This window comes from Chelatococcus sp. XZ-Ab1 (genome assembly GCF_029309855.1).
Classification (GTDB): domain Bacteria; phylum Pseudomonadota; class Alphaproteobacteria; order Rhizobiales; family Beijerinckiaceae; genus Chelatococcus_A; species Chelatococcus_A sambhunathii.
In genome coordinates, this window is record NZ_JARKII010000011.1 from 95,707 (window position 1) to 120,541 (window position 24,835).

Sequence of the window (24,835 nt, forward strand, 5' to 3'; positions counted from 1 at the left end):
TCTAAGGCGGCGGTGTCCCCGCTTCTTCTTCCTATTCATAGCACAGGAGGGGCGCCGACGGGTGCCGGCGCGCACGGGCGGCCCGCTTCCGCCGCGCGCCAAAGGCCGCTACAACCGGCAGGCGACATGGGCGTGGTGATGGGCCCGGGCGACAAGGGGATGGTGGCGACGATGGCCGGCCAGTCCTGCGAGATCGGCATCCTGTTCGGCGACATCTCCGGCAGCACGCAGCTCTACGAGGTGCTGGGGGACCGCGCCGCCCTCGCCGCCATCGAGGGATGCCTGCGCGCTGCCACAGGCGTCGTCACGGCGCACGGCGGCGCCGTCGTCAAGACCATCGGCGACGAGTTGATGGCGGCCTTTCCCGATCCTGCAGCGATGTTCGATGCGGCGCTCGCCATGCAGCGCTGCATGGAAACCCAGGCGGGGCCCGAAGGTGCGAAGCGGCTCGCGCTGCGCATCGGCTTCCACTACGGGCCGGCCATCCGCACCGGGGCCGATTATTTCGGCAACACGGTCAATGTCGCGGCGCGCATGGTGCAGATCGCCCGCGCCGGGCAGATCATCACCAGTGGCGACCTCGCGGGGCTCCTCCCGCCGGCGCAGCGTGCGGCGACGCGGGAGCTGACGCGCTTTTCTGTCAAGGGTAAGAGCGAGGCGACACGCATTGTCGAAGTGGTCTGGCAGGAGAGCGGCGGGTTGACGGCCGTCGACGTGCTGTCCCGCTCGCCCCCCACCGTCCTGCGGCCGCTGCTGCAGCTCGATTGCGCCGGCATAGTGCGCATTTTCGAAGGAGAGCGCGAAGTGACCCTCGGGCGGGACGCGGGCAACGACCTCGTCGTTGCCCATGACCGGGTGTCGCGCCGGCATGCCACGCTCGGGCTGCGGCGCGACCGGTGGATGCTGACCGACCACAGCACCAACGGCAGCTTCATCGCTTTCGACGGCGAGCCGGAGCGGCCGCTGCACCTCGACGCCATTGACCTGCACGGCGCCGGCACCATCGGCCTCGGGCAGCCGGCGGCGCTGGGCGGGGGCGTGCGCTTCTCGGTGCTGCTACGCCGCCGGTGACGGCGCCGCGCGCCGTATTTACGCCCACTCTCCCTTGCGGAAAACGGGGACGCGGGTGCCGTCCGTCTTGATGCCGTCGATATCGATCTCGTTCGAGCCGATCATCCAGTCGATGTGGATGAGGCTCTTGTTGCCGCCGCGGGCGGCGATCTCGTCCGGGCTCAGCGCGCCGCCGCCCTCGAAGCACTTGGCATAGCACTGGCCAAGCGCGATGTGGCAGGCGGCGTTCTCGTCGAAGAGGGTGTTGTAGAAGAGGAGCCCGCTCTTCGAGATGGGCGAGGAATGCGGCACCAGCGCCACCTCGCCGAGGCGACGCGCGCCCTCGTCGGTGTCGAGCACCTTGCCCAACACCTCGTCGCCGCGGCTCGCCTTGGCCTCGATGATGCGCCCGCCCTCGAAGCGCACGGCGATCTCGTCGATGAGCGTGCCCTGGTAGGAGAGGGGCTTGGTGCTGACGACGCGACCCTCGACGCGCAGGGCGTGCGGGGTCGTGAACACCTCCTCGGTCGGGATGTTCGGGTTGCAGGTGATGCCGTTCTTCGCCGTCGAGGCACCGCCGTGCCATTCGTGGCCGTCGGCGAGGCCGACGGTGAGGTCGGTGCCCGGCCCGGTGAAGTGCAGCGCCGCGAAGCGCTCGCCGTTGAGCCAGGTCGTGCGCAGCCTGAGCGCCGCGTTGTGCGCCTCCCATGCGCCGACGGGGTCTTCGCCGTCGACGCGCGACGCGGCGAAGATGGCTTCGGCGAGGCGCGCGACCGCGACGTCCTCCTCGTCGCCGGGGAAGACCTGCTTGGCCCAGGAGGCGGTCGGGTAGGCGATGATGTTCCAGTTGATGTCGAAGCCGGCGATCTTCTCCAGCGCCGGCTGGTAGGCGAGCGAATTGGCCTTGTTGGCGCGGGAAACCTTAGCGGGGTCCTGACCGGCGAGCAGCATGGGGTTGTCGCCCACGATGGCGAGGCGAGCCGTGTCGGCGGTGAAGGCCTTGGCGACGCCCTCGTAGAGCCAGACCGGGGCGCGGTCGAAGCTCGCATCCTTGGCGAAGCGGTAGCGGGCGAGCGTCAATTCCTCGTCGGACAGGATGGGCGTAACGAGGCCGGCACCGGCCTTGTAGGCGTGCTCGGCGATGCGCCGCACCAGCGGCAGGGCGGCGACCGGCGCGGTGAGGAACAGGTCCTGCCCCTCGCGCAGCTGCAGGCCGACCCTGACAGCGACCTCCGCCAGCCGGTCGAGCTTCACGGGGTCGATCGATGCGACGATGGTGCGCTGGTGTGTGGTCATGAGATGCCCTGCCTGCGAGAAACCTGTGCGCATCGATATACGCTGGCCGGCCGCGATCACAATGGCGAATGCCGCCTTTATGGCTCAGGAGGGCATGCCGCGCGTCGCCTTTTCCGCCGGATAGAGCTTGCGGAAACGCGCCAGCCGTTCGGCATAGCCATCCTGTCCGCGCGGTGAAAAGCGTTCGCGCAGTGGCGGCTTGCGGCAGATCTCCGCCTCGCTGCCGGCCTCCGCGGCGAGCATGCCGAGCCGGGCCGCGCCGAGCGCCGCGCCCGCCTCGGCCCCCGCCGGCAGGTCGAGCGGCAGGTTGAGGATGTCCGCCAGCATCTGCCCCCAGAAGCGGCTGCGCGAGCCGCCGCCGACGAGCATGCAGCTATCCAGCCGCGCCCCGGCTTCGTCGAGCACGTCGAGGTCGTCGGCGAGGCCGAAGGAGACGCCTTCGAGCACGGCATAGGTGAGCGCGTCCGGCCCGTGCTCGGCCCGAAGGCCAGCGAAGAGGCCGGTGGCGTCGGCGTCGTTGTGCGGCGTGCGCTCGCCGGTGATGTAGGGAAGAAACAGGGGCGCGTGGATGCGGTTGCGCTCGCTTTCCGCAAAGCGCTCCACATCGGCGAGCAGGCCCGCGATGTCGCCGGCGCGGCCGACGAGGGTCGCGACCCAGGTGAGCGCCGAGGCCGCGGCGAGGGTCACGGCCATGCCGTGCCAGCGGCCGGGCAGGGCGTGGCAGAAGGCGTGCAGCGTGCGCTCGGGCAGGGCGGTCAGCCGGTCGGTGACGACGAAGAGCACGCCGGAGGTGCCGAGGGAGAGGAAGCCTTCGCCAGCGCGCGTCGCACCGATGCCGACGGCCGAGGCGGCATTGTCGCCGCCGCCGCCGGCCACCGGCACGCGCCGGCCGGCAAGGCCAAGGAGCGCCGCCGTGTCGGCCGAGAGGCGGCCGGACAGCTCCGAGCCCTCGACCAGTTCGGGCATATGGGCGCGCGTGAGACTGCAGGCCTCGATGAGCACGTCGTCCCAGCTGCGGGCGTTGACGTCGAGCCACAGCGTGCCGGCGGCGTCCGACATTTCCGAGACATAACCGCCGGTGAGGCGGAAGCGGATGTAGTCCTTCGGCAGCAGCACCTTGCGCGTCGCCGCGAAGACATCCGGCTCGTGCCGGCGCACCCACAGGAGCTTGGGGGCCGTGAAGCCGGGCATGGCGATGTTGGCGGCGCGGCGGGTGAAGTCCGGCACCCTCTCCTGCAACTCCCGGCACTCTGCGGCGCAGCGCCCGTCGTTCCAGATGATGGCCGGGCGCAGCACACGTCCCTCGCCATCGACGAGCACGGCGCCGTGCATCTGGCCCGAGAGGCCGATGCCGGCGAGGCCCCGCCATGCCTCGGGCGCGGCGTCCCGTACTCTGGCGGTGGCGGTAAGTGTCGCCTGCCACCATTCTTCCGGATCCTGCTCCGACCACAGCGGATGCGGTCGCGAGATGCCGACCGGCACGGTGGCCTCGGCGATGGTCGTCTGGCTCTCGTCGAGCAGCAGCGCCTTGACCGAGGAGGTGCCGATATCGAGCCCGAGATAGGTCGGCATGGAGATCTCCGATCAGATGGCGCGGCCGGCGCCGTCGAAGAGATAGGCCTGGGCAGGATCGAAGCCCGCGCGGATGCCCTCGCCCGGCGCGAGCGAACGGCGGCCCGGCACTTGCAGGATCAGCGTCTCGCCGTTGCCGGTCTGCGCATAGAGCTGCGAGGTGGCGCCGAGGCTCTCGGCGAACTCACCGCGGAGGGCGAGGCATGCGGCCCCGCCGTCGCCCACCGAAAGATGCTCCGGCCGCAGGCCGAGCACCACGTCCTCACCCGGCTCGACCCTCGGCGCATGGCGCGTGGGCAAGGTGAGGTCGGCGGCGAGCGCCGGGTGCCGCACGGTGACGGCGCCGCCGTTCACCGCCGCGACGGAGACCTTGAGGAAGTTCATCTTCGGCGAGCCGATGAAGCCGGCGACGAAGATGTTGTCGGGGCGCTCGTAGAGGTCGGCCGGCGAGCCGATCTGCTCGACCCTGCCGGCGCGCAGCACGACGATGCGGTCGGCGAGCGTCATCGCCTCCACCTGGTCGTGGGTGACGTAGACCATGGTGACGCCAAGGTCGCGGTGCAGGCGCGCAATCTCGACACGCATCTGGCTGCGCAGCTCGGCATCGAGGTTGGACAGCGGCTCGTCGAAGAGGAAAAGCTTCGGGTTGCGCACGATGGCGCGGCCGATGGCGACGCGCTGGCGCTGGCCGCCAGAGAGCTGGCGCGGCTTGCGCTGCAAGAGGCTCTCGATCTGCAGGATGCGCGCGGCCTCGGCCACGCGCCGGTCGATCTCCTCCCGCGGGGTCTTTGCCATCCTGAGGCCGAAAGAGATGTTGTCGTGCACGCTCATGTGCGGGAAGAGTGCATAGGACTGGAAGACCATGGAGACCTGCCGCGCCGCCGGCTCCGTGTCGGTCACGTTGGCACCGTCGAGGTAGATGGCACCCTCACTCACCTCCTCGAGGCCGGCCACCATTCGCAGCAGGGTGGACTTGCCGCAGCCGGAGGGGCCGACGAAGACGACGAACTCGCCGCGCTCGGCGGTGATGTCGACATGGTCGATGACCGTCGCATCGCCGAAGCGCTTCACGATCTGCTCGAGCTTGAGAAAGCTCATGTCGGGCGGGCTCCTTTCATCTGTCCTGGCCGGAGGCGGCAAGAGCCTTCGCCTCCCGCTCGATGTCGTTGCGGAAGGCGAACAGCTTCAGATAGACGCCATAGGCGGCCTCGTGCGCGGCGCGCCAGCGCGGGTCGGGGGCGAGGCTCTCCTGCGCCGGAGCCATGGCGTCGAGCGCGGCGAAGAGATCCTGCTGCAGGCCGGCCCCGACGGCAGCGACCATGGCCGTGCCGAGTAGCACCGGCTCGGCGCTGTTGCTGAGGACGAGCGCGGCATCGCCGAGCGCGTCGCGGTAAAGCCTCACCATGAGCGGGTTGCGCAGGTGCCCGCCGGAGAGGGCGACGCGATCGAGCGCATAGCCGTGGGCATTGAGGTGCTCGATGATGTGCCGGGCCTGCAGGGCGAGCGCGCGGGCCGTGGCATAGTAGGTTTCGAGGAAGGCGCGGCGGCTCGTATCCTCGCCGACGCCGACGAGGATGGCGCGCACGCTGCCGTCGCCGAGCGGCGCGCGGTTGCCGAGGAAGTCGGGCACGAGATGCCGGCGCGCGGCGAAAGCCGGCCCCTCTGCTTCGAGGAAGGCGAGGATGTCGCGGACTGCGGCCGCATGCGCATCGGCCGAGGCACACCGCGGCCCGCCGGGATGGTGGGCGAGCACAGCGTCGAGTGCCGCGCCGGCGAGCGACTGGCCGGCCTCATGCATCCAGTAGCCTGGAAAGACCGCGTCCCTGAACGGACCCCACACGCCGGAGATGCGGCGCTCGTCGGGCGCGAAGGTCATGTAGCAGGTGGACGTGCCGCCGATAAGCGCCACCGTGCGGTTCATGTTGCCGGCAAAACCGCGACCCAGGACGCCGAGCGTGCCGGCCTCAGCGTCGATGAGGCCGACAGCGACGGGAATGCCGGCAGGCAAGCCCAGGCGGGCGGCGACGGCCTCCGTCACCCGGCCGTGCCGGTGGCCGACAGGTAGCGGCTGGGCCGCGAGTGCGCCGAGCTGAGGCAGCCGGCCGAGGCCGAGGCGCGCGAGGAGGTCGTGCCGCCAGGGCTCGGCATCGGCCGGCAGGTAGGCCCATTTGCAGGCGAGGCCGCAGAGGGAGTGACGGTCCTCGCCCGTCGCCCGGCGGGCGAGTTCGTCGCACAGGTCGCGGGCGCCGGTGACGCGAGCGAAGGCTTGCGGGTCGCGCCGCGCCAGCCAAGCGAGCTTCGGCGTGTGCATTTCTGGCGACATGGAACTGCCGGTATAGGCGAGCAGCCGGTCGCCGCTTGCGCCGATCTCCTCGGCTTCTGCCTCGCCACGGTGATCCATCCAGCAGAATACGTCCGCCTCGCCGGCGAGCGGCGGCGGTCCTTCGTAGGAGAGCGCGAGGGAGGAGGTGGCATCGAAGGCGAGGGCGGCGACCTGTCCGGCCGCCTCCGTGCCGGCCGCAACGAGACAGGTCCGGATCGCCTCTTCGACCGCCGTCCAGATGTCGTCCATGCGATAGACAGCATGATGCTCCGCCGGCCGCAGCAAGGGGAACTCCCGTGCAGCGGTGGCGAGGAGACAGCCGGCGAGGTCGAACAGCCCGGCGCGAGCCGAAAGGGTGCCGACGTCCACGGCGAGCAGGAGTTGCGGGGCGGACGTCATGGCACCTTCTCCAGTGGCATGCCGAGGATCGCGCGGGCGCAGTCCTCGTCGGTGACGAGGCGGTTGACGTAGCCGCCCGACAGGATGGCGTGCACGACCGGCGCCTTGTTGAGCCCGCCCGAGGCGAGGATGGAGCGCGGGACGACCTTCAGTTCCTGCGGCGAGAGGGCCATAACACACTGGTTGAGATGATGGGCGATGGGCCGCCCGTGCGCATCGAGAAAGGTGCCAAGGAGGTCGCCGATGGTGCCGGCAGCCTCGAGTGCCTGCTGGTGCTGGCGCACGGTCTGGGTGGCGGCGAGCAGCGAGTGGCTGGAGACGTCGCCGCAGGAGACGAGGGCGACATCCACCTCCCGCGCCCGGCGCATGACGTCGGCGAGTCCGTAGTGGGTCAGCAGGTCGTTGCGGCTGTGCTCGCTCGGGCAATAGATGGGGGCGGCGAGATAGTGGCATTCACCGCCGATGGCTTCGGCGAGGCGCGTCGCGACTTCGAAGGTGTTGGTGCCCGAGCCGCGCGTGAGCCCGCCCATGAGCGACACGACGCGGCTCGCGGGCAGGCGCCGTGGCCCGAGGCTCGCGACGCTGGCGCTCAGCGTGCGACCCCAGCCGATGCCGATGGACTGGCCGTCGCCCAGCAGGCGGCTCAGCATGGTGCCGGCGGCCTCGCCAATGACGCGCTGCTGGTCCTCATAGCCGGGTACGGCCGGCACCACCGCCACCTCGGCGAGACGATAACGGGCGGCGAGTTCCTCCTCCAGCGCCACGCACGAGGCGAGCGGCAGGCGCACCTCGATACGCACCGAGCCGTCAACACGCGCCTGGCCGATGATCTTGTTGACGCGCAGGCGCGTGAGGCCGAGCCGGTCGCCGATCTCCTGCTGGGTCAGGTTGCCGACGTAGTAGTACCAGACCACGCGGGCCGCGACCTCGTCGCCGGCGCTGCGCTGGGCGGCGCGCGGCGGGTCGGTCATGGTGGTGCCCGCAACGGGATCGTTCATCGCGTCATTCCCCACCGAGCACCGGCGCGAGCACCGCGACCGAGCGGCGGACCCGGTCGAGCACCGCGGCATCGGTCTCCTCGAACGGGTAGAAGACTTCGAGGAAGACGGGCCGGTCGGCAAGCCCGAAACGTGCGAGCGTCGCCGCGACGGCCTCCGGATCGACGATGCCGGGCTCGGTGAAGTCCCAGTGGCGGTCGAGGCGGCCGTCGCTCTGCTGGATGTGGATGGCGCCGATCTCGCGGCCGATCGTCTCGAGCCACGGTTCGACGCGCGCTTCCTCACCCGCATAGGGCGGCGAAAGGATGGCGTGGCCCCAGTCGAGGCAGTAGCGCCAGGGGACCGCGGCACCGGCGAGGTCGTCGCTCAGGCGCCGTGCCTGCCCGGGCGTCCACGGCCACTCGCGCCGGAGCGGCGTCGGCTCGATGTAGAGCTCGGTAAGGCCGTGACTCTGCGCCTTCTCGGCGAGACGTTTCAGGCGGGCGGTGAGGTCAACATAGTCAGCGGCCGGGATCGCGTCTGCCTCTACGGCGTCGAGCCGGGCGCCGATGGCGCCGAGGGGGCCGCCTGCGGCGCGGATGCCGGCCTTGCCGCAGAAGGCATAGGCGCGAGCGAGCCAGTGCTCGGCGGCGTCGCGTACGCCGGGCTCGGGATGAAGCAACTGGTTGAAGGTGTAGTGGGCAAGGCCGATGAAGCCGCTGTGCACCATGATGCAGTGCTCGGCGCAGGCCTTGCGCATGTCCGCGGCCGTCTTGTCCAACACCTCGTCCGGCCACAGCGGATCGACGAGGTCGAACGAGAGCTGCACGAGGTCGAGGCCGAGTTCCTCGCGCACGAGGCGGGCCCAAAGCGCGGGCGTCACCCAGCGCTTGACGCAGAAGGAGAGATTGATGCCGAGCGCCATCGCCGCCTCCCTATTTGGTCGCGCCCATGGTGAGGCCGCGGATCATGTGGCGCGAGACGATGAGGGCGAAGATGGTGACCGGCAGGACGATGACCGTGCCGGTCGCCATGATCTTGCCCCAGGGCAACTCGTAGCCGGACATGAAGCTCGTCGCTGCCACTGGCGCCGTCTGCACATTGCGGCGGGTCAGCACCAGCGCATAGAGCAGTTCGTTCCACGAGAAGATGAAGCTGAAGATGGCCGACACCGCGACGCCCGGCAGGCCGAGCGGCAGGTAGATGCGCCAGAAGACGTCGAACTGCTTCGCCCCCTCGAGCCGCGCCGCCTGCTCCAGCTCGGGCGGGATCGAGCGGAACTGGTCCGTGCAGATCCAAACCACGATCGGCAGGTTGAAGGTGAGGTAGATGAGGATGAGGACGAGGTGCGTGTCGAGCAGACCGAGGGACTGGGCGAGGAGATAGACCGGCAGGGCGAGCACGATGGGGCTGATCATGCGGTTGGAGATGAACCAGAACCACAGGTCGGACTTGCCGCGGAACTCGAAGCGGGCGAGCGCATAGGCCGCTGGCGTGCCGAGGAGGACGGCGAGCGCGGTCGTCGAGACGGCGACGATGAGCGAATTGACGATGGCGGCCGTCACCTTCTGATCCGCCCAGATCTCGGCGTAGTGCTTAATCGTCGGCTCGAAGAGCCACATTGGTGGCGAGGCGAGCAGGTCCCCCTGGTCCTTGAAGCTCGACGAGACCATCCAGTAGAACGGGAACATGGCGAAGGCGAAGACCAGCACGAGGCCGGCCAGATGCGCAAAGCGTGCCGCGGGGCGGGACACCATCACTCGATCTCCCGGTAGAAGATGCGGATGTAGAGTCGGCTCAGCAGGATCGTGAACAGGAGCAGCAGCATCGCCTGGGCGGAGGCCGCGCCGAGATCGAACACGCGGAAGCCGACGCGCTGAATGTAGATGGAGATGAGCTCGGTCGCCGTGCCCGGCCCGCCGCGTGTCATGGTGAAGATCATGTCGAAGAGCTTCAGAACGTCCGCTGAGCGCAGGATGAGCATGGCCGTCAGGCCGGGCAGGAGATAGGGCAGCTGCACGTGGCGCAGCAGCGCCCAGTGGCTCTTCGTCTCCAGCCGCGCCGCCTCCTCGATGTCGACGGGCACCATGGAGAGCCCCGACAGGAAGATGAGGGCGCAGAATGGCGTCCACTGCCAGACGTCCATGATGACGATGGCGGCGAAGGCCCCGCTCGGATTGCCGAGCCAGTCGAAGGGCGCGAAGCCGAACCAGGACAGGAACTGGTTGGCGACGCCGAAGTTGCGGTTGAAGATGAGGTTGCCGAGGAGGCCGACGACGGCATAGGTAGTAGCGAGCGGCACGACGAGCGAGACGCGCGCAAGCGAGCGCATGAAGCCCCAACCCGGCCGGTGCAGCATGAGCGCGATGAGAAGGCCGAGCGCCACCTGGATCGGCATGACGGTGAGGAAGAACCGGCCCGTCAGCAGGAGCGTGTCCCAGAAGGTCTGGTCGCTCAGCACGCGCCCGTAGTTCTCGAAGCCGACGAAGGGGAAGCCCTCGCGCGCCCGGGTGAGATTGTAGCGGCGGAAGGAGGTGACGAGCGCGAACAGCATCGGGTAGAGGCCGATCGCGAGCAGCGTCACCACAGCCGGGGCGAGGAAGAAGAGCGGCGTCCAGCGGCCGTGCTCGAGCCGGCGTCTGCGGGCGGGCCTCGCCCGGGCCGCTTCCTGTGCCAGTGCCTGTCCCTCGACGCTCATCACGTCCCTATTCCAGATTGGTGTGGTTGGCGCGCATGGCCTCGGCGCTCACGCCGAGCTTATCCTTGAGCTTGAGGATCATAACCTCGAAGAGGATGTACTGCGCGCCCTCGTAGAGCGAGCCCATGGGCAGGACGGAGGAGGCGGGTCCCCGGTCGTCGGCCATGGTCTGGGCGGGGATGGTCAGGACCGTGTCGGCCTGTTTCGCCGCCTCGCCGCCGGGCTGCGCGGTGACGAGGAGGCACGCCGCGCCCGCCTTCCGCGCTTCGCCCATGAGCGCGAGAACCGTCGAGAATGCGCCCGGCCCGGCCGAGACGACGAGCAGGTCGCCTTTTCCGAGCGGCGGCGTCGTCATGTCGCCCACCACCGCGGCGTCTCGGCCGAGGTGGAAGAGGCGCATGGCGAAGCCCTTGATCTGCAGGCCTTCCCGACCGACGCCGTAGAGGGCGATGCGCCTCGCCGCGGCGATGCGCTCGACCGCGGCATCGACGGCCTGTTCGTCGATACGGGCAAAGACCGCGCCGAGCTCGTCGAGCGCGCGTTGATAGAGCGAGGGCATGGAAGAGGCTCCGCCTGTGCTGTCACACGTTGGGACGATGCCGGCCGGCCCGGGGTTCGCCCGGGCCGGCGGAGCGTCTCGTTACTGCAGCAGCGCCTTCTTGCCGTCGTAGTAGCCTTCCTTGGCGAGGATGTCTTCCATGCGGGTGCCGATCTCCTTGGCGCCCTGCTCGGTGGACACCTCGCCGAGCATCATCTTGGTGCCCCACTCGGCGATGATCTCGGAGATGGCCGGCCAGGCGGGGAAGCGCGGACGGAACTCCGGCACGCCCTTCTGCCAGGAGGCGACCATCGGCTCGACGAACTTGTACTTGGCCTTGATGTCGGCATCCTCGTAGATGCTCTTGCGGCCGGAGACGCCGCCGGCTTCCACATAGGCGCGGGCGATGTCCTCGGAGGTCGCCCACTGGATGAACAGCCAGGAGGCCTTCTGCTCCTTCTCCGGCGCCTGGGCGGCGACGGCGAGCGAGAAGCCGCCGAGGGCCGGCAGGCGGCCAGCCGGGCCGGAAGGCTCGGGCGCGACGGCGAGGCAGTCGACGATCTTCGACGTCGCCGGGTCGATGAGCGTCGAATAGAAGGCCGACCATTCGGTGATCATCGCGACCTGGCCCTGTGCAAGGGCGTTGACCGCCTCGGCATGATCATAGGAGACGATGCCTGGCGGCATGTACTGCATCAGGTCCTGGCGGAACTTGAGGCCGGCCTGGCTCTCCTCGCTCAGGAGGTTCGACTTGAATTCCTTGTCGAGCAGCGAGCCGCCGAAGGGCCACAGCACGCGCATGAAGCTGTCGGCGGACTGCGTCTCGCCGCGGCGCGACTGCAGTGCGAAGGCGAACTGGTTCTTGGCCTTGTCGGTGAGCTTGGGCGCGTAGGTCTCGTAGAGCTCCTGCCAGGTTTCCGGCGGCTTGTCGAAGCCGGCCTCCTTCAGCATGCACTGATTGTAGAAGAGGAGGCCCGAATAGTTGTCGAAGGGCAGGCCGTAGACCTTGCCGCCCCAGGAGCCGAAGGCGTCGAGCAGCAGCGGGAAGAAACCGTCGAGATTGAGCTTCGGATCGGTGATCGCGGGGTCGCTGGTGAATTTCTCCACCGGTACGATCCAGCCGTTCTCGGCGAATTCGCCGATCCAGACGAGGTCGACGAGCGCGATGGTGAGGTCGCCGTTGGAGCTGAAGTTGAGGACCTGCTTCTCGCGCGAGCTCTCGTAGGGCACGATCTCGTAATTGACCTTGATGCCCGTCTTCTTCTCAAACTCCGGCAGCAGCTGGATGATGGCGCGATAGCCGGGGCGGTCGAGAAAGACGACGTTGATCTGCGTCCCCTTCAGCGGCTCGGCCGCCTTCTCGAGCGACCAGTCCTGCGCCTGCGCCGGCGCGCAGAGGGCCGCGGCAGCGAGCGCGAGCGCACCGACCGCAGCATGCGTGAACAGTCTCATGAGCGTCTCCCCTGATTATTGTCGTTCGGAAAAATGATGCTCTTGACCATGCCGGGGGCGTCTTCGGCGTGCAGGCGGAAGGCCTCCGGCGCCTCGTCCAGCGTGAAGCGGTGGCTGACCAGCACGTTCACGTCGACCTTGCCGGTCGCGACGAGTTCGATGGCCCGCGGATAGACGTCCCCCATCCGCCGGGCGAACTTGATCTTGAGGCCGCGCCGGCGCGCCTCGGCGGCCGGCAGCGTGTAGGTGTCCCCGTCCGGGATGCCGACGAGGACGACGCGCCCGCCGATGCGGGCGGCGAGCACGGCATCGCGGAAGCCTTCGGGCGCATTGGTGGCTTCCACCACGAGCGGGCAGCCCTCGCCCTTCGTCCAATCGCGGATCTCGGCCACCGAGGCGCCCGCGCGCGTCGCGCCGAGCTTCGTGGCGAGGTCGCGGCGGTGCGGCTGCGGGTCAACGGCGAGGATCTCGCCGGCGCCGGCCGCCTTGAGTACCTGCAGGATGAGAAGACCGATCGGGCCGCAGCCGACGAGCGCCACCCGTTCCAGAAGCCGGGGCTTGGCGAGGTCGACTGCATGGATGGCGACGCCGAGCGGCTCCAGCATCACCGCCTCTTCGGGCGTGAAGCGATGGGCCAGCGGCACGATCAGGTCTTCGGGCACCCAGATGCGCTCGGTCATGGCGCCGTCGAACGGCGGGGCACCGATGAACTCGACGTTGGGGCAGAGGTTGGGGTGGCCCGAGCGGCAATGGTCGCAGTGGCCGCAGGCATGGTTGGGGTCGACCGCGACGAGGTCGCCGCGGGCCAGCCCGCGTGCCGGCAGGTCCTCGGCAAGATAGCCGGCAAACTCGTGACCCGGCACGAAAGGCGCAAGGATCCTGGCCGAGCCGATGCCGCCGTCCTTGTAATAGTGCAGGTCGCTGCCGCACAGGCCGACGGCCGCCACCTCGAGCAGCGCCTCGCCGGGCTGCCCCTCGCGCAGGTTGAAGGGGGCGACCCGTGCATCGTGCGCGCCGTGGAGGAAAAGAGCTTTGCCCATATGGTCGCCCCGTTGGTCGCCCGTTCCGAATGCGACTCCTTTATACAGATGTAATTCTTTCATTACAATCGTATCAGCGCGGCGGCGCGGGTTCAGTGACACGCGGCGGTTGCGGCGACTTGAAAGCGCCGCATTGCCCTCCCATATCAGCGTCTCGGGCAGGTTCCGATGCGCAGGATGCGCGGAAGGGCCGGGAGGACAGCTGATCTTGGGGTTGCGTCGACCGCACCCCGATGCCCGTTTACCCAGAACAAGAAGGACATTGCTGCGGCTATGATCGCGGCGGACAGATCATGAGTAAAATGGAGAAGTTGAAGAGCGTGGTTGCCCGGGCGCGTCCGGCGCCGCATGTGGTGGCGACCGGGCCTGCCCGGCGACCCGAGACGTCTCGTCGGTCGGACGTGGCAATGATGCGCCGGGCCCAGGAGCCAATCTGGCATCCCGAACCTTGCGGCCTGTCGCGCGGCGAACTGCGGGCCATCGTCGCCGACGTGCTCGGCTGAGCCGGGCGTGAATGCAAGCGGAGCCGGCGAGGCCGGCTTCACGGTCATGACCCATGAACCAGGATGAATCCCAGGCTATCCGCCCGCGCTCGGCGGAGCGGCAACCGGCCGGCGCCGAGGCGCGCCGCACCTATGAGCGTTATCTCGCGCTCGCTCGCGGCGAAGAGCGCATCGGACACCGCATCGAGGCCGAACGTTTCTATCAATATGCCGAACACTATCTGCGTCTGAGCAAGGGACGGAACGAACCGTAGCCGGCCCGCGCCGGCCCCTCGTCAGCGCAGGCGTGCGGGATAGTGCAGGGCGGGCCGATCCTGCTTGCGCAGCTGCGAGCGCAACATGTCGAACGGCCCGGCCTTGCTGAAGCGGAAGCCCTGCGCCGCGTCGCAGCCGATGGCGCGCAGGAACTCGAGCTGCACGTCCGTCTCGACACCCTCGGCGATGACCGTCAGGCCGAGATTGTGCGCGAGTTCGATGAGGGCACGGATGATGGCCGGGCTTTCAGCTTCCCGACCGATGCCGGCGACGAACGAGCGGTCGATCTTGATGCAGTTGATCGGGAAGTCCCGGAGGTGCGTCAGCGACGAATAGCCCGTGCCGAAATCGTCGAGTGCAATCGGCACGCCGGCCTCGCTCAGTTCCTCGACCGCGAGGCGGACGTTACGTGCCTGCTCGCCCATCAGCACCGTCTCGGTCACCTCCAGCTTGATCCAGGACGGTGGAATATCGCGGGCGCGCAATTGGCGCAGGAAGCGCTCGGCGAAGTCGCCGCCGGCGAATTCTGCCGCACTCGCATTGACGCCGATGACGATCGGTCCCTCGAAACCTTCGGCGCGCAGTTCGGCGAGATGGGAGGTCACCAGGTTGAGGACGCGCTCGCCGATGCGCCGAGCGCTGTCCTGGTCGGCGAAGGCGTGGGAAAAGGCCTGCGGTGACATAAGCATGCCGTCGCGCCCGCGGATCCGCACGAGAGCTTCATAGCCGCTGAGCTGGCCGTTCCGCAGCTTCACGATGGGCTGGTAGAATGGCACGAGCCGGTTGCTCGCAAGGGCCTTGCGCACGGTCTCGACGGCCAGTCGCCGTTCATCGAACAGCGATGCGACCTCCGGAGCGTAGGTTCCGACCGCGCCGCGCTCGCGCCGCTTGGCAGTGTAGAGGGCCACATCCGCGCATTTCAGCAGTCCGTCGGCTGTCGTGGCATCGGTCGGATAGGTGGCAAGGCCGACCGTCGTCGTCACGTAATGGCGATCGCTGCCGATGCGGATGGGCTTTCGAATGGCGGCGACGACACGAGCAGCCACCCGCTCGGCGCCGTCTACCTGGCTGCTCTCGTCGCAGACGATGGCAAATTCGTCGCCGCCGAGGCGGGCGAGGAACATATCCCGGCCGCTGCAGATCTGCCCGAGCCGTTCGGCGACCGCGATCAGCACCCGGTCGCCGACATGGTGTCCGCAGGTGTCGTTGATCTCCTTGAAGCCGTCAAGATCGAGCAGCAGGAGCCAGACGGGCCTGCCGGCGGCGGCGGCTCTATCCACCACCGCCTCGAGATGGGTCTTGAAAGCGGCGCGGTTGGCGACACCGGTCAGCCCGTCAAGGTGAGCCGCCCGCCACAGGGCCTGGGTGGCCTCGATCTCGCGAGTTACATCCTGGACGACGCCGACGACGCGCACGTGGCCGTCGTCGTCGCCCGCCACACGCTCCCCGATCGCGCGCACGGTGCGCCGCTCGCCGGCGGCGGTGACGAGGTCAGCCTCGAAGGAACAAGGACTGCCGGTGCTTGCGGTCAGCTCCAGCTGGCGTCGCATGGCGGCGCCGGCCTCCGGCGTGTAGCGGGCGACCACATCGTCGATGTGCAGGCGGCTGCCGATTTCGAGATCGTGCAGGCGGTAGACTTCGTCCGACCAGATGATTTCCCCCGTCGCGGCGTCATATTCCCATCCGCCAATCGAGGCGAGGTGCTCCGTCTGCGCGAGCAGCCTGTTGCGGCGGGCGAGCGCCTCGCTCTGACACCGGGCATTGGCCTCCGACACGGCAAGCTTGACCGCGTTGGCGTGGGCGCGGATCAGCCCCTCCACCACCTGGTCGAATTCGGTCAGTATGCGGGCCTTGTCCGCGTCGAAGCTCCTCGGCTTCGTGTCGAGCAGGCACAGCGTGCCCAGCTGGTGGCCGCTGTCGCTGCGCAGTGGGCAGCCGGCATAGAAGCGTGCGTAGGGTGGGCCCTGGACGAACGGGTTGTCGTGGAAGCGCGGGTCGGCGTGCGTGTCCTTGATCACGAAGACGCCATTCTCGACGAGGGCGTAGTTGCAGAAGGCGTAGCGCCGCGGCGTCTCCTCGATGTCGAGGCCGTGCCGGGCCTTGAACCACTGCCTGTCCTTCTCGAGGAAGGAGATCACGCTGATCGGGCAATCGAAGAAGGATGCTGCCAATCGCACCACGGCATCGAAGTCAGGCCCGGTGGGGGTGCCGACGATACCCAGCATCTCGAGGGACTGTAGACGGGCCTCCTCATCCCCTGCGATCGGGTATGGCAGCATGTGAAGACCCGCGTGCATTCAACGAATCGATCCATCATAGAATCTTGATGCCCGCCGACAATAGACTGCCTCGGTCCCTGCCGGCCCGGCGGACTGGCCACTGAAAGGGCATGCTTCCGGCCAATCCGCGATCAGTTTGCCCATCTCTTGGGCGGCTATGTGGCGGCTCCCACCTCGCTTCAGCTTTCCACGGGCGATTTGGCACGCAATTTGATAGGCTTCGTCAAGGCGCGTTGCTGCGGGAGGACACATGACGCCGAGAGCCTTCGACGAGATGGGCGGCTTCGGAGAGGGTTGCAGGCCGTGCTACGCGGCACTGAAGCGGTGGCTCGATGAGGCCCCTGCGGAACTCCTCGATCAGCGGCGCAAGGAGGCAGAACTCCTTTTTCGCCGCATCGGCATCACCTTCGCCGTCTACGGCGAACAGGCGGCCCAGGAGCGGCTCATCCCCTTCGACATCATTCCCCGCGTCATCGCCGGGAACGAGTGGCGCAAGCTGTCCCACGGGCTCGAGCAGCGGGTGAAGGCGCTCAACGCCCTCCTAAAGGATGTCTACGGCCATCGCGAGATCGTGCGTGCGGGTGTCGTCCCTGAAGAGCTCATCCTCTGCAATCCCTACTTTCGGCCCGAGATGGCGCAATTGCGCCTCGCAGGCGACATCTACGTTGCGATCGCCGGCATCGACGTAGTGCGCGTCGATGCCGATACGTTCTATGTGCTCGAGGACAATGCCCGCACGCCCTCCGGCGTTTCCTACATGTTGGAGAATCGGGAGGCGATGATTCGGCTCTTCCCTGAACTGTTCTCCCGCCAGAGCATCGCGCCGGTCGACGGGTATCCGGACGAATTGCTCGCGACGCTTCACTCCATCGCGCCGCGACGCGGCGAGGAGCCGTGCGTGGTGCTGCTGACGCCAGGGCCCTACAACAGCGCCTACTACGAGCACTCCTTCCTCGCCGACAAGCTGGGCGTCGAGTTGGTGGAGGGACGTGATCTCTTCGTGCGCGACGAGACGGTCTTCATGCGGACCACGCAAGGGCCCAAGCGGGTCGACGTCATCTACAGCCGCATTGACGACGATTTTCTCGATCCGCTCGCCTTTCGACCTGATTCAGTCCTCGGCGTGCCGGGGCTGATGCTCGCCTATCGGGCGGGCAACGTGAGCCTGGCCAATGCGGTGGGCACGGGCGTCGCCGACGACAAGGCGATCTACAGCTATATGCCCGAGATCGTGCGCTTCTATCTCGGCGAGGAACCGATCCTGCAGAACGTGCCGACCTGGCGCTGCCGCGAGCCGGAGGCGCTCGCCTATGTCCTCGACCATCTCGGAGACCTCGTCGTCAAGGAGGTCAACGGCTCGGGCGGCTACGGCATGCTCGTCGGCCCGGCGGCGGATGCGGCGACGCGACGGCTTTTCGCCGAGAAGCTCAAGCGCCGGCCCGACAATTTCATCGCCCAGCCGACGCTGGCGCTCTCCACCTGCCCGACCTTCGTCGGCTCGGGCATCGCCCCGCGTCACGTCGACCTGCGCCCCTTCGTGCTGACCGGCGCCGACAAGGTGCGCATTGTCCCCGGCGGGCTGACACGGGTGGCGCTCGTCGAAGGCTCGCTCGTCGTCAATTCGAGCCAGGGCGGTGGCACGAAGGACACCTGGATCCTGGGCGAATGATGGCGAACGACCGATGACGCTTCTCTCCCGCACGGCCGACAATCTGTTCTGGATGGCGCGCTACATGGAGCGGGCCGACAGCGTGGCGCGCATTCTCGATGCCGCCTATCGCCTTTCCTCGCTGCCGACCGCTTACGGCGGGCTGACCAGCGAGTGGGATTCGGCGATCGCCACGGCGGGCTGCACCGCTGCCTACGCCGCCGCGCACGAGAAGGTGACGCCGGAGGCGGTGGTCCACTTCCTGGCCGTCTCGCCGGAGAATCCCTCCAGCATCCGGCGCTGCCTCGAGATCGCTCGCGCCAATGCCCGCGCCGAGCGCACGGCGCTGACCATCGAGATGTGGGAGGCGATCAACGACAGCTATCTGACCATGCAGGGTTGGGTCGACCGCGGCGTGTCGCTCGCCGATCTGCCGCGCTTCCTCGCCTTCGCCAAGGAGGCGGCACTGCGCTTCGACGGCTCGGCCCATCGGACCATGCTGCGCACGGACGCCTTCTGGTTCACCTGCCTTGGCCTGTGCACCGAGCGCGCCGACAATACCGCCCGTATCCTGGACGTGAAATACCATGTGCTCCTGCCGGATCATGCACGAGTCGGCGGCGGGCTCGACTATTACCAGTGGGCCTCCATCCTGCGCTCCGTCTCGGCGCTGACGAGCTATCGCTGGGTCTATCGCGACAGCGTCAAACCTTGGCTCGTGGCGGATCTCCTCATCCTCAAGGAAGACATGCCACGCTCGCTTGCTGCCTGCTACCGCAGCATCAACGGCTATCTCGACGAGCTCTCCACGGCCTATGGCTGGCAGGGCAACAGCCAGCGCCTCGCCCGCAGTGTTCACATGCGTCTCGGCAACACCTCCATCGAGACCATCTTCCAGTCGGGCCTGCATGAATTCGTCGAGAGCTTCCTCGCCCAGAACAACGAGCTCGGTGCAGCCATCGCCGAGCAATACCTGAGCTGAACCGGGCCATGCGCATCCGTGTGTCGCACACCACCCGCTACGATTATTCCCCGCCCGCAAAGTCGGCGATCCAGCTTCTGCGCCTGACGCCGCGCGGCCACGAAGGCCAGCACGTGCGCCACTGGCGCATCGATGTCGACGCCCCGTGCCGGCTTAAGGCGGGGGAGGACGCGCTCGGCAACATCACCCATGCCTTCACGCTCGAGGGGCCGATCCAGTCCTTCTCGGTGACCGTCGATGGGGAGGTGGAGACGCAGGACAGCGCCGGCGTCGTGCGCGGCACGGTGGAGCGCTTCCCGCCCGGCCTCTTCCTGCGCACGACGACACTCACCGAGCCAGACGATGCGATCCTCGCGCTTGCGGGCGAGGTGCGCGAGGCGATGAGGCGGGATCCCATCGTCGGTTTACACGACCTGTCGGGCATGATCCACGCCCGCATGGCCTTCGACACCGAGGCGACGACCACGGCGACGAAGGCGGGCGCGGCGCTCGCCCTCGGCCACGGCGTCTGCCAGGACTTCGCTCACATCTTCATCAGTGCCGCGCGCGTTCTCGGCGTGTCGGCGCGCTACGTGTCCGGCTATCTTCTGCGTCATGACGGGCTCGTCGTGCAGGAGGCGGGGCACGCCTGGGCCGAGGCCCATGTCGGCGGACTTGGTTGGGTCGGCTTCGACCCCGCGCACGGCCTCTCGCCAACGGACGCCTATGTAAGGCTCGCCGCCGCGCTCGACTACCACGGGGCCGCGCCGATCCTCGGCAGCCGCTACGGTGGCGGGCAGGAGAGCCTCGACGTCAGCGTGCGCGTGGAGCACGCCCGGCGCCAGATCCAGAGCTGAGGGTAGACGCGGGCTTGCCTCGGGGCGCGGCTTCGTTCTATCGCAACGTCGCCGCCCGAAAGCCGGCGGCGAGGGATATTGCGGGAAAGGCGGGCGCAGCCATGACCTATTGTGTCGGCATCCTGGTGCGCGAGGGGCTCGTGATGCTGGGCGACACCCGCACCAATGCCGGGCTCGACAACATCGCCACCTTCCGCAAGCTCACCGTGCTGGAGGAGCCGGGCGAGCGCGTGATCATGCTCGCCACCGCCGGCAACCTGTCGATCTCCCAATCGGTCATGACCCTGCTCACCGAGGGCATCGAGACGGACGCGGGCATGCGCAGGACGCTGATGGACGTCGAGAGCATGTTCGAGGCGGCGACGCTCGTCGGCGATGCGATCCGCAGGGTCTACGGCACCTACGGCGAGGCCCTGCAGCAGCAGAGCATGTCCTTCGACGTGACCTTCCTGATCGGCGGTCAGATCAAGGATCGCCGGCTGCGTCTCTTCCAGGTCTATGCCGCCGGCAACTTCATCGAGGCGACGCAGGACACGCCCTATTTCCAGATCGGCGAGCACAAGTACGGCAAACCCATCCTCGACCGTTCGATCTCCTATGACGTCGAGTTGCTCGATGCGCTGAAGCTCGCGCTCATCTCGATGGATTCGACCCTGCGCTCCAACCTGAGCGTCGGCCTGCCGGTCGATGTGGCGGCGTGCCGACGCGACGAACTGAAGGCAGCCATCTCCTATCGCATCGCGCCGGACGAGCCCTATTTCCGCGACCTGCGCGAGCGCTGGTCGAAAGCCCTGCGCCAGGCGCATCTCGCCATCCCGCGCCCGCCGTGGATCGGGTGATCGCTGCCCACGGCTGGTGGTTATCACTTTGCGTGGTGCGAAGTGGAGGGCCGCGGAGCGCAACGGCCCCCGTCTTGGCCGGACTTGCCCAAAGCAGGTTGGGCCTGCCCGATTTGCGTCACTTCGAAGAGACGCAACGGGCGCGTTGCTGTTGCCATTCAAGCCTTTCAGCTTAGTGCCGGCGTGTGTGGAGGTCGCGATAAGCGCGGGCGGGACGGGGAGGGCGAGCCGGAGCGTTTTTCGGCATGGGCGCGCTTCGCATGAACCGACGGCCGCGCCGCGCTGGCATCATGCGCCATACGCGCCTCTTTGACGGCATTAAGACGGGCGACATGCATATCATGCATATATTTCCCCGCAGCTAGGTCTCGTCCTTCCTTGCCGGCGCGGGGCGGTCGCGGGTAGAACGGTCATCATCCTGAGAATGGCCGCACCCGCCTGCCGGCAGGGATGCGACGGATTTGTCATGCGAACCGACCTGTCGACCCAGCCCCAGACCGGTGGCGAGCGTTTCGCGCCGGCCTACCCGCCGTTCTTCGAGTTCGTGGCGCTCGTCGCGCTGCTGATGAGTCTTGCCGCCTTTTCGATCGACAGCATCCTGCCGGCCTTCGGCCCCATCCAGCAGGAGTTCGGCGTCGTCGACGGCAACGACCTGCAACTCGTCGTCTATGCCTATATGGCGGGCTTCGGCATCATGCAGCTGTTCTTCGGCCCGGTGGCCGACGTCGTCGGCCGCCGGCCGACGCTGATGGCGGGTCTTGCCATCTATGTCGCCGGCACCGGGCTCGCTTTGATGGCCGACGGCTTCCACATGCTGCTCGTGGCGCGCTTCGTGCAGGGCACGGGGGCGGCGGCGGCGCGCGTGCTCGTCGTCACCCTTGTGCGCGACCGCTATTCCGGTCGCGAGATGGCGCGCGTCATGTCGCTCGTCATGATGCTGTTCATCACCGTGCCGATTATCGCGCCGGCCGTCGGCAGCGCCATCCTCGCGGCGAGCGAGTGGCACATGATCGTCGTCGCCATGTTCGTCATGGCCGTCCTCATCTTCACCTGGTTCGCGCTGCGCATGCCGGAGAGCCTCAACCCGGCCTATCGCAAGCCGGCGGCGGTCAGGCCGATCCTCGTCGACGTGCGCCGCATCCTCGCCTCGCGCCTGTCCTTCGGCTACGCGAGCGCGATCATGCTGATGCAGGGCTGCATCATGATCTACATCGGCCTTGCGGCGCAGGTCTTCGAGACCGACGGCTACCGCCTCGGCCCCGTCGGCTTCCCGCTCGTCTTCGGCCTGCTCGGTATCATGCAGGGCGTGGCGTCCTACCTCAATTCGCGGCTCGTCGGCCGTTTCGGCATGCGCCGCATGTCCCATGCCGCGCTCTGCGGCTTCTGCGTGACGACGGGGCTGCTGCTCGTCATCGCCCTTGCCACGGGCGGGCTGCCGCCGCTCTCCGTCTTCGTCGGCCTGCTGGCTGTCAGCCATTTCCTCTTCAGCCTGACGATGCCCAATTTCAACGCCATGGCGATGGACGAGCTCGGCGACATCGCCGGCACCGCCTCGTCCTTCATTGGCTTCTATTCCACCGTTGCGAGCGCGATCACCGGCGCCCTCATCAGCCGCACCTTCGACGGCACGGTCATTCCCCTGTGCGGCGGCTATCTCGGCCTCGGCCTTGCCTGCCTCGCCGTGGTGCTGTGGGCGGAACGGGGCCGACTGTTCAATCCGCACCAGGCCGAAGCAACGCGATAGAGCAATGCCCGGCCGGGTTGTCCGGCCTGGGCTTTCATGGTCTCATCGCGCCTCTTTCCGGGCCTCAGGCCCCACAGCTTGCGGGATGATCCCATGACGCAGACGATGCCCATGCGGCGGCTCGGCCGCTCGGGCCTGACGGTGTCGCGCCTCGTCCTTGGCACCATGATGTTCGGCGGGCGCACGGACGAGGCCGAGGCGGGCCGCATCATCGCCCATGCGCGCGAGGCGGGCGTCAATTTCATCGATACGGCGGACGCCTACAATGACGGCCGCTCGGAGGAGATCGTCGGCCGCGCCATCCGGGCGCAGCGCTTCGACTGGGTGCTGGCGACCAAGCTCGCCAATCCGATGGGCGAGGGGCCCAACCGGCGCGGCCTCTCCCGCCGTTGGATCATGCAGGCGACGGAGGATTCGCTGCGGCGCCTCGGCGTCGAGACCATCGACATCCAGTACCTGCACAAGGAAGACAACGAGACGCCGCTCGAGGAGACCGTGCACGCCATGGCCGACCTCATCCGGGCCGGCAAGGTGCGCTATTTCGGCGTTTCCAACCACCGGGCCTGGCGCGTGGCACGCATCGCGGCGCTGTGCGACGAGATCGGCATCGACCGGCCGGTGGTGTGCCAGCTCTATTATCATGCGCTCTATCGCCCGGCGGAGGTTGAGTTGCTGCCGGCCTGCGCGGCACTCGGCATCGGCACGGTCGCCTACAGCCCGCTGGCGCGCGGCGTGCTGACGGGCAAGTATGCGCCCGGTGCCGCCGCCCCCGAGGGCAGCCGGGCCGCGAGCGGCGACAAGCGCATGGGCGAGACAGAGTTCCACCCCGCCAATCTCGAAGCTGCCGCGCGGCTCAAGGCCCATTGCGACCGGCGCGGCCATGACATGGGCGCCTTCGCCGGCGCGTGGGTACTAGCCAATCCGCTGATGACCGGCGTCATCGCCGGGCCGCGCACCATGGAGCAGTGGCAGGCCTATCTCGCCGCGCTCGATCTTTCCCTCGACGCGGACGACGAAGCGGCCGTCGATGCCGTGGTGCGGCCCGGGACGACGGCCATTCCGCAATATATCGACCCGGCCTATCCGGTGGAGGGGCGGCCGGTCGCGTGACGCACTGCCGCCCGATCGGGCATTCTGCCTAGAGAACGAGCAGACCGATGCCGGCGAGTGCCATCGCCCCGCCGGCCGCGCGCGTCGCCATGAGCGGCAGGCGCGGCACGGCGCGGGGGGAGAGCGTGATGCCGATGCCGTGCAGCAGGGCCGTGGCGGCGACGAAGCCCACGGTATAGCCGGCCGCATCGGCGCCGGCCGCCATCTCGGCCCCGTGCGCATGGCCGTGGAAGACGGCGAAGGCCGCCACAAGTGCGGCGCCCGCGGCCGCCGGCAGCTTCAGGCCGAAAGCGAGCGCCGCCCCGAGCACCACGACGGACAGGGCGATGCCGATCTCGACGGCGGGCAGGCCGACATCGGCGATGCCGAAGAGGCCGCCGACTACCATGAAGGACAGGAAGGCGAGGGGATAGGACCAGACCGCGCGGCCGCCCGAGACGCCGGCCCACAGGCCGACGGCGACCATGGCGAGGACATGGTCGAGGCCACCGAGCGGATGGAGGAAACCGTCCATGAAGCTCGCGGCAGCGCCCGCTCCGGTGTGGGCGAGTGCCGGGGATGCGGCGAGGGTGAGGACGCCGAGGGCGGCAAGGCGGGCGGTTCTGGTCGGCATGGATGCTGGCCTCGTTGGTTGCGCTGTTGCTGCCGCATCACGCAAATGTCGGGCCATTCACGCAGCCGATTTCAGCCCGCCGGCCTCCTCGATGAAGCGCGCCACCGTCTCGACGCCTTCCCCGCTGCGGATGTTGGTGAAGACGTAAGGCCGCGACGGACGCATGAGCCTGGTGTCATGCTCCATCACGGCGAGGCTCGCGCCGACATGAGGCGCAAGGTCGATCTTGTTGATGACGAGGAGGTCGGAGCGCGTGATGCCGGGCCCGCCCTTGCGCGGGATCTTCTCGCCGCCCGAGACGTCGATGACGTAGATGGTGATGTCGGCGAGCTCGGGCGAGAAGGTGGCGGCGAGATTGTCGCCGCCGGATTCGATGAGCACGAGGTCGAGCCCGGGGAAGCGGCGCATCATCTCGTCTACGGCGGCGAGATTGATGGAAGCATCCTCGCGGATGGCCGTGTGCGGGCAGCCGCCGGTCTCCACGCCCATGATGCGCTCGGCCGGCAGGGCGCCGGTGCGCGTCAGGATCTCGGCGTCCTCTTTCGTGTAGATGTCGTTGGTGATGGCGCACAGGTCGTAGGTGCCAGCGAGGCGCTTGCACAGCGCCTCCATCAGCGCCGTCTTGCCGGAGCCGACGGGGCCGCCGATGCCGACGCGCAGGGGACCGTTGGGGGAGGGCAT

Annotated in this window: 22 protein-coding genes; 8 read left to right on the forward strand and 14 right to left on the reverse strand. The window is 68.3% G+C overall.

Translation table 11 applies throughout. From position 1 onward, the window contains the following. Positions 1-126: 126 nt before the first annotated feature. Positions 127-1,071, forward strand: coding sequence for an adenylate/guanylate cyclase domain-containing protein (locus P2T65_RS16405; protein ID WP_276200218.1), 945 nt, complete (start codon positions 127-129; stop codon positions 1,069-1,071). Between the two features lie 18 nt (positions 1,072-1,089). On the opposite strand, the gene P2T65_RS16410 is transcribed toward P2T65_RS16405, so the two are convergent. The 11 genes from P2T65_RS16410 to P2T65_RS16460 form a co-directional block, all read right to left on the reverse strand. Next, positions 1,090-2,346, reverse strand: a complete 1,257-nt coding sequence (locus tag P2T65_RS16410) for an aminopeptidase (protein ID WP_276200219.1) — start codon at positions 2,344-2,346, stop codon at positions 1,090-1,092. An 84-nt stretch (positions 2,347-2,430) separates the two neighbouring features. Next, complete coding sequence (gene xylB / locus P2T65_RS16415) at positions 2,431-3,918, reverse strand: xylulokinase (protein WP_071924221.1); 1,488 nt, start codon at positions 3,916-3,918, stop codon at positions 2,431-2,433. A gap of 12 nt (positions 3,919-3,930) precedes the next feature. Continuing rightward, positions 3,931-5,016, reverse strand: coding sequence for a sn-glycerol-3-phosphate ABC transporter ATP-binding protein UgpC (gene ugpC / locus P2T65_RS16420; RefSeq protein ID WP_055460475.1), 1,086 nt, complete (start codon positions 5,014-5,016; stop codon positions 3,931-3,933). A gap of 16 nt (positions 5,017-5,032) precedes the next feature. Further along, on the reverse strand, positions 5,033-6,640 hold the full coding sequence (locus P2T65_RS16425; RefSeq protein ID WP_276200220.1) for an FGGY-family carbohydrate kinase: 1,608 nt from the start codon (positions 6,638-6,640) through the stop codon (positions 5,033-5,035). After that, complete coding sequence (locus P2T65_RS16430) at positions 6,637-7,638, reverse strand: sugar-binding transcriptional regulator (RefSeq protein WP_276200221.1); 1,002 nt, start codon at positions 7,636-7,638, stop codon at positions 6,637-6,639. The genes P2T65_RS16425 and P2T65_RS16430 overlap by 4 nt, the downstream gene beginning before the upstream one ends. Positions 7,639-7,642: 4 nt before the next feature. After that, positions 7,643-8,542 carry a TIM barrel protein gene (locus P2T65_RS16435; RefSeq protein WP_071924218.1) on the reverse strand — a complete coding sequence of 300 codons (900 nt, stop codon included), beginning with the start codon at positions 8,540-8,542 and terminating at the stop codon, positions 7,643-7,645. Positions 8,543-8,552: 10 nt separating this feature from the next. Continuing rightward, positions 8,553-9,374 carry a carbohydrate ABC transporter permease gene (locus tag P2T65_RS16440; protein WP_055460478.1) on the reverse strand — a complete coding sequence of 274 codons (822 nt, stop codon included), beginning with the start codon at positions 9,372-9,374 and terminating at the stop codon, positions 8,553-8,555. Beyond that, on the reverse strand, positions 9,374-10,315 hold the full coding sequence (locus P2T65_RS16445) for a sugar ABC transporter permease (RefSeq protein ID WP_063187076.1): 942 nt from the start codon (positions 10,313-10,315) through the stop codon (positions 9,374-9,376). The genes P2T65_RS16440 and P2T65_RS16445 overlap by 1 nt, the downstream gene beginning before the upstream one ends. A 7-nt stretch (positions 10,316-10,322) precedes the next feature. Continuing rightward, positions 10,323-10,874, reverse strand: a complete 552-nt coding sequence (locus P2T65_RS16450; RefSeq protein ID WP_055460480.1) for an SIS domain-containing protein — start codon at positions 10,872-10,874, stop codon at positions 10,323-10,325. 81 nt (positions 10,875-10,955) lie between these two features. Then, positions 10,956-12,305 carry a sugar ABC transporter substrate-binding protein gene (locus P2T65_RS16455; RefSeq protein WP_276200222.1) on the reverse strand — a complete coding sequence of 450 codons (1,350 nt, stop codon included), beginning with the start codon at positions 12,303-12,305 and terminating at the stop codon, positions 10,956-10,958. Beyond that, positions 12,302-13,345, reverse strand: coding sequence for an alcohol dehydrogenase catalytic domain-containing protein (locus P2T65_RS16460; RefSeq protein ID WP_063187075.1), 1,044 nt, complete (start codon positions 13,343-13,345; stop codon positions 12,302-12,304). Before P2T65_RS16460 ends, P2T65_RS16455 begins: the two co-directional genes overlap by 4 nt. Before the next feature lie 556 nt (positions 13,346-13,901). Between P2T65_RS16460 and P2T65_RS16465 the strand changes: the two genes are divergently transcribed. Beyond that, entirely contained in the window at positions 13,902-14,102 is a 201-nt protein-coding gene (locus P2T65_RS16465) for a DUF4167 domain-containing protein (RefSeq protein ID WP_055460483.1), read from the forward strand. 21 nt (positions 14,103-14,123) lie between these two features. Here the strand turns inward: P2T65_RS16465 and P2T65_RS16470 are convergent, their stop codons facing one another. Continuing rightward, on the reverse strand, positions 14,124-16,382 hold the full coding sequence (locus P2T65_RS16470; protein ID WP_276200223.1) for a GGDEF domain-containing protein: 2,259 nt from the start codon (positions 16,380-16,382) through the stop codon (positions 14,124-14,126). A 250-nt stretch (positions 16,383-16,632) separates the two neighbouring features. On the opposite strand from P2T65_RS16470, the gene P2T65_RS16475 reads away from it, so the two are divergent. The 6 genes from P2T65_RS16475 to P2T65_RS16500 all read left to right on the forward strand — a co-directional run bounded on the left by P2T65_RS16475 (position 16,633) and on the right by P2T65_RS16500 (position 23,541). Further along, complete coding sequence (locus P2T65_RS16475; protein WP_276200224.1) at positions 16,633-18,051, forward strand: circularly permuted type 2 ATP-grasp protein; 1,419 nt, start codon at positions 16,633-16,635, stop codon at positions 18,049-18,051. Between the two features lie 13 nt (positions 18,052-18,064). Next, the gene (locus tag P2T65_RS16480; RefSeq protein ID WP_055460486.1) at positions 18,065-19,012 is read left to right on the forward strand and encodes an alpha-E domain-containing protein; all 948 of its coding nucleotides are present in this window, start codon (positions 18,065-18,067) and stop codon (positions 19,010-19,012) included. 8 nt (positions 19,013-19,020) lie between these two features. Continuing rightward, complete coding sequence (locus P2T65_RS16485) at positions 19,021-19,848, forward strand: transglutaminase family protein (RefSeq protein WP_055460487.1); 828 nt, start codon at positions 19,021-19,023, stop codon at positions 19,846-19,848. Positions 19,849-19,949: 101 nt separating this feature from the next. Then, positions 19,950-20,687 (forward strand): peptidase, encoded by a 738-nt coding sequence (locus tag P2T65_RS16490; protein ID WP_063187065.1) that lies wholly within the window; start codon positions 19,950-19,952, stop codon positions 20,685-20,687. Positions 20,688-21,153: 466 nt separating this feature from the next. Then, a complete protein-coding gene (locus P2T65_RS16495) occupies positions 21,154-22,431 on the forward strand; it encodes a multidrug effflux MFS transporter (protein WP_276200225.1) in 1,278 nt (425 codons plus the stop codon). A gap of 105 nt (positions 22,432-22,536) precedes the next feature. After that, complete coding sequence (locus P2T65_RS16500; protein WP_276200239.1) at positions 22,537-23,541, forward strand: aldo/keto reductase; 1,005 nt, start codon at positions 22,537-22,539, stop codon at positions 23,539-23,541. 28 nt (positions 23,542-23,569) lie between these two features. Here the strand turns inward: P2T65_RS16500 and P2T65_RS16505 are convergent, their stop codons facing one another. Together P2T65_RS16505 and ureG are read right to left on the reverse strand one after the other, a co-directional pair. After that, the gene (locus P2T65_RS16505) at positions 23,570-24,154 is read right to left on the reverse strand and encodes a HupE/UreJ family protein (protein ID WP_276200226.1); all 585 of its coding nucleotides are present in this window, start codon (positions 24,152-24,154) and stop codon (positions 23,570-23,572) included. Between the two features lie 57 nt (positions 24,155-24,211). Beyond that, on the reverse strand, positions 24,212-24,835 hold the full coding sequence (gene ureG, locus P2T65_RS16510; protein ID WP_063187059.1) for an urease accessory protein UreG: 624 nt from the start codon (positions 24,833-24,835) through the stop codon (positions 24,212-24,214).